At 69.6% G+C, this 5,571-nt stretch carries 4 protein-coding genes; all 4 read left to right on the forward strand.

The features are described 5' to 3' along the window. A partial coding sequence (locus JHD63_RS21545; protein ID WP_198972847.1) for an indolepyruvate ferredoxin oxidoreductase family protein occupies nt 1–2,302 on the forward strand: 2,302 nt, incomplete at its 5' end. 231 nt (nt 2,303–2,533) lie between these two features. Continuing rightward, nucleotides 2,534–2,869, forward strand: coding sequence for a preprotein translocase subunit YajC (yajC, locus tag JHD63_RS21550; protein WP_198972848.1), 336 nt, complete (start codon nt 2,534–2,536; stop codon nt 2,867–2,869). Nucleotides 2,870–2,956: 87 nt separating this feature from the next. After that, complete coding sequence (gene secD / locus JHD63_RS21555; RefSeq protein ID WP_198972849.1) at nt 2,957–4,840, forward strand: protein translocase subunit SecD; 1,884 nt, start codon at nt 2,957–2,959, stop codon at nt 4,838–4,840. 11 nt (nt 4,841–4,851) lie between these two features. Further along, nucleotides 4,852–5,571, forward strand: a 720-nt coding sequence (gene secF, locus JHD63_RS21560; protein WP_198972850.1) for a protein translocase subunit SecF, incomplete at its 3' end; no start/stop codon positions are given.

Genomic DNA, 5,571 nt, shown 5'->3' on the forward strand with positions numbered 1-5,571 from the left:
GCAGGCCGCCGGCGCCGACATGGTGGCGCGGGTCGAGGCGCAGCTCGCGCTGCTCGACGCCAAGGAACGCGCCATGCAGGTGCTCGACGCCGGCGGCGTGCCGGGCGCCGAGCGGCAGCCCTGGTACTGCTCGGGGTGCCCGCACAACACCAGCACCGTGGTGCCCGAGGGCTCGCGCGCCATGGGCGGCATCGGCTGCCACTACATGGCGACCTGGATGGACCGCAGCACCATCGGCTTCACGCAGATGGGCGGCGAGGGCGTGCCCTGGGTCGGCCAGCAGCCCTTCACCACCGACCAGCACCTGTTCGCCAACCTGGGCGACGGCACCTACTTCCACAGCGGGCTGCTGGCGATCCGCCAGTCGATCGCCGCGGGCGTGAACATCACCTACAAGATCCTCTACAACGACGCGGTGGCCATGACCGGCGGCCAGCAGGTCGGCGAGCGGCCCGAGGGCCATTCGGTACTGCAGATCATGCGCAGCGTGCTGTCCGAGGGCGCGGCCCGGCTGGTCATCGTCACCGACGAGCCCGAGAAGTACCGCGGCGCGCCGCTGGCCGAGGGCGTGACGGTGCACCACCGCGACGAGCTCGACCGCATCCAGCGCGAGTTCCGCTCGATCCCCGGCACCACGGCCATCATCTACGACCAGACCTGCGCCACCGAGAAGCGCCGCCGCCGCAAGCGCGGCACCGCGGTCGACCCGGCCCGGCGCGTGGTCATCAACGAGCTGGTCTGCGAGGGCTGCGGCGACTGCAGCGTGCAGAGCAACTGCCTGTCGGTCGAGCCGCTGGAGACCGAGTTCGGCCGCAAGCGCAGCATCAACCAGAGCACCTGCAACAAGGACATGAGCTGCCTCAAGGGCTTCTGCCCGAGCTTCGTCACGGTCGAGGGCGGCGGCCTGCGCAAGCCGAAGAAGGAAAGCGCGCCCTCGCCCGCCGCGCTGGGCGCGCTGCCCGAGCCGGCGCTGCCCTCGGCCGCGGGCGTCTGGGGCATCGTCGTCGCGGGCGTGGGCGGCACCGGCGTCATCACCATCGGCCAGCTGCTGGGCATGGCCGCGCACCTGGAGGGCAAGGGCATCGTCACCCAGGACGCGGCCGGGCTGGCGCAGAAGGGCGGCGCCACCTGGAGCCACGTGCTGATCGCCGAGCGCCAGGACGACATCCGCACCACCCGCGTGGGCATGGCCGCGGCCGACCTGATCCTGGCCTGCGACCCGCTGGTGGCCGTGAACAAGGAGACCACGCTGCGCATGCGCGAGGGCCGCACCCACGTCGCCCTCAACAGCCACAGCGCGCCGACCGCCGCCTTCGTGCGCAACGGCAACTGGCAGAACCCGGCCGAGGCCTGCATCGCGGAGATCGCGCGCGCCGTCGGAGCAGGCGGCCTGGGCGTGTTCGACGCCGACGCCGCCGCCACGCGCCTGATGGGCGACAGCCTGTACGCCAACCCGATGATCCTGGGCTACGCCTGGCAGCGCGGCTGGGTGCCGCTGGCGCTGGACTCGCTGCTGCGCGCCATCGAGCTCAACGGCGTCGCCGTCGAGCAGAACAAGACCGCCTTCGCCTGGGGCCGCCATGCCGCGCACGACTGGCCGGCGGTGCAGAAACTGTTCGCCGCGGCGCAGGTCATCAGCTTCAAGCCGCGCGAAACCCTCGAAGGCCTGGTCGCGCGGCGGGCGCAGTTCCTGGCCGCCTACCAGAACCAGGCCTATGCCGAGCAGTACCGCGGCTTCATCGAGCGCGTCAAGCAGGCCGAAGCGCCGCTGGGCAAGACCACGCTGTCGGAGACGGTCGCGCGCTACCTGTTCAAGCTCATGGCCTACAAGGACGAGTACGAGGTGGCGCGGCTGCACACCGACAGGAGCTTCCTCGAACGCGTCAACGGCATGTTCGAGGGCGACTTCAAGCTGCACTACCACCTCGCGCCCCCGGCCCTCGCCAGGAAGAACGACAAGGGCGAGCTGCAGAAGCAGCGCTTCGGCCCCTGGATGCTCACCGCCTTGCGCGTGCTGGCCCGGCTCAAGGGCCTGCGCGGCACGGCGCTCGACCCCTTCGGCCGCACCGAGGAGCGCCGCACCGAGCGCGCCTTGATCGGCGAATACCGCGCCAGCGTCGAGCAACTGCTCGCCGGCCTCAGCGCGGAGAACCATGCGCTGGCGCTGGAGATCGCCCGCATTCCCGAGCAGATCAAGGGCTACGGCCACGTCAAGGAGCGCAACCTGGCGGCCGCCCGCCAGCAGTGGGCGGCGCTGCTGCAGCGCTGGCAGCACCCCGGCGGGGAGCGCGCCGCGGCCTGAACCTGCGATTCGGCATGAAATAGGCCTCAAGCCCAGGTAAATTCTGGGCTGTTAGCTATTAATAAGATAGCAAATCGGCCGCCAAAGACCCGCGCGGCTGCGGGATACCCTGGCCGTTTTGCGCGGGGGCGCCGCATACAATTGCCTGTTGTCCGCGACCCGGACGCCTTGGCTGGCCCGGTCGGCCGCCTTTTTTCTTCCCGTTCGACGCATGCGTCGTGGAGCCCCGCCTTGTTCATTTCTTCCGCATTCGCCCAGACCGCGCCCGCTGCCACAGCCGGCGGCGGCGGCCTCATGTCCTCGCTCACCGGCATGCTGCCGCTGGTGCTGATGTTCGTGGTGCTGTACTTCATCATGATCCGCCCCCAGATGAAGCGCCAGAAGGAGCACCGCGCCATGATCGACGCCATCGCCAAGGGCGACGAGATCGCCACCTCCGGCGGCATCGTCGGCAAGGTCACCCGCCTGGGCGAGGGAACGATCGGCGTCGAGATCGCTCCCAACGTCGAGGTGCAGCTGCAGCGCAGCGCCATCGCCCAAGTACTGCCCAAGGGCACCGTCAAGTAAGCGTTCCCGCGCGGCCGCCCGTGCCGCGCCTGCCGGAACCGAGTCGAATCCGAGGCGGAACCGCCCGCCTTACAGAGAAGCGCGATCATGAACCGTTACCCGGTCTGGAAGTACACGATCCTGGTGATCGTGCTGCTCATAGGGGCCCTCTACACCCTGCCCAACTTCTTCGGCGAGGCGCCTGCGGTGCAGGTGTCCTCCGCCAAGTCCATCATCAAGGTGGACGCGGCCACGCTCGAACGCGTGCAGGACACGCTCAAGGCCGCCAACCTCGCGCCCGATCTGATCGGCCTGGACGGCGGCTCGGTGCGCGCCCGCTTCGACAGCCTGGACGACCAGCTGCGCGCGCGCGACGCGCTGCAGCGCGCCCTGGTGCCTGACGCCGCCGACCCGTCCTACATCGTCGCGCTGAACCTGCAGTCGCGCACCCCGGCCTGGCTCGCCAAGCTCGGCGCGGCGCCCATGTTCCTGGGGCTGGACCTGCGCGGCGGCGTGCACTTCATGCTGCAGGTGGACATGCAGGCCGCGCTCGACAAGAAGGCCGAGTCCTATGCCGGCGACCTGCGCGTGCTGCTGCGCGACAAGAGCATCCGCTACGGCGGCATCGAGCGCAGCGGCCAGACCGTGCTGGTGCGCGTGCGCGACGCCGAGAGCGCCGCCGCCGTCAAGAGGCTGATCGCCGACCAGTTCCCCGACCTGGCCGTGACCGAGGCCGGCGAGGGCGCCGACACGCGCCTGTCCGCCTCGATCAAGCCCGATGCGGTGCGCAAGGTGCAGGACCAGGCGCTCAAGCAGAACATCACCACGCTGCACAACCGGATCAACGAACTGGGCGTGTCCGAGCCGGTGATCCAGCAGCAGGGCCTGGACCGCATCGTGGTGCAGCTGCCCGGCGTGCAGGACACGGCCAAGGCCAAGGACATCCTGGGCCGCACCGCCACGCTGGAGGTGCGCATGGTCGACGAAAGCTCGGACGCGCGCGCGGCCGAGCGCAACGCCGGCCCGGTGCCCTTCGGCTCCGAGAGGTACCTGGAGCGCAGCGGCTCCCCGCTGGTGGTGAAGAAACAGGTGGTGCTGACCGGCGAGAACCTGACCGACGCCCAGCCCGGCTTCGACAGCCAGACGCAGGAGCCCACCGTCAACCTCACGCTCGACGCCAAGGGTTCGCGCATCTTCCGCGACATCACGCGCGAGAACGTGGGCAAGCGCATGGCCATCGTGCTGTTCGAGAAGGGCAAGGGCGAGGTCGTCACCGCCCCGGTGATCCGCTCGGAAATCTCCGGCGGCCGGGTGCAGATCTCCGGCCGCATGACCTCGGTCGAGGCCAACGACACCGCGCTGCTGCTGCGCGCCGGCTCGCTCGCCGCGCCCATGGAGATCATCGAGGAGCGCACCATCGGCCCGAGCCTGGGCGCCGACAACATCGCCCGCGGCTTCCACAGCGTGACCTGGGGCATGGTGGCGATCTGCGTCTTCATGTGCGTGTACTACGCGCTGTTCGGCGTCATCTCCAGCGTCGCGCTGCTGGTCAACGTGCTGCTGCTGGTGGCGCTGCTGTCCATGCTGCAGGCCACGCTGACGCTGCCCGGCATCGCCGCCATGGCGCTGGCGCTGGGCGTGGCGATCGACTCCAACGTGCTGATCAACGAGCGCATACGCGAGGAGCTGCGCAACGGCGTGTCGCCGCAGGCGGCGATCCACGCCGGCTACGAGCGCGCCTGGGGCACCATCCTGGACTCCAACGTCACCACCCTGATCGCCGGCCTGGCGCTGCTGGCCTTCGGCTCGGGCCCGGTGCGCGGCTTTGCCGTGGTGCACTGCCTGGGCATCCTGACCTCGATGTTCTCGGCCGTGTTCTTCTCGCGTGGCCTGGTCAACCTCTGGTATGGCCGCAAGAAGAAGCTCAAGTCGGTCGCCATCGGCACCGTGTGGCGCCCCGGCGCCGATTCCACCGCGGTGGCGGCTAAGTAAGGAAAACGCACATGGAATTCTTCCGCATCCGCCGCGACATCCCGTTCATGCGCCACGCGCTGTGGCTCAACGCGATCTCCTTCCTGACCTTCGCGGCCGCCGTGTTCTTCCTGTTCCACCGCGGGCTGCACCTGTCGGTGGAATTCACCGGCGGCACGGTGATGGAGGTGGCCTACACCCAGCCGGCCGACCTGGAGAGCGTGCGCAAGGCCGTCGCCGGGCTCGGCTACGAAGACGTGCAGGTGCAGAACTTCGGCACCGCGCGCGACGTCATCATCCGGCTGCCGGCGCGCAAGGGCGTGTCCTCCGCGCAGCAGAGCGACACGGTGCTCGCCGCGCTCAAGACCGCCACCGCCGGCAACGAGGCCACGCTGCGCCGGGTCGAATTCGTCGGCCCGCAGGTCGGCCAGGAACTCGCCACCGACGGCCTGAAGGCGCTGGCCATGGTGGTGATCGGCATCGTGGTCTACCTGGCCTTCCGCTTCGAGTGGAAGTTCGCCGTCGCCACCGTGCTGGCCAACCTGCACGACGTGGTCATCATCCTGGGCTTCTTCGCCTTCTTCCAGTGGGAATTCTCGCTGGCGGTGCTCGCGGCGGTGCTCGCGGTGCTGGGCTACTCGGTGAACGAGTCGGTGGTCATCTTCGACCGCGTGCGCGAGACCTTCCGCCGCCAGCGCAAGATGGACACCGAGCGCGTGATCAACCACGCCATCACGACCACCATCAGCCGC

Source organism: Xylophilus sp. ASV27, from assembly GCF_016428875.1.
Taxonomy (GTDB): Bacteria; Pseudomonadota; Gammaproteobacteria; order Burkholderiales; family Burkholderiaceae_C; genus Xylophilus.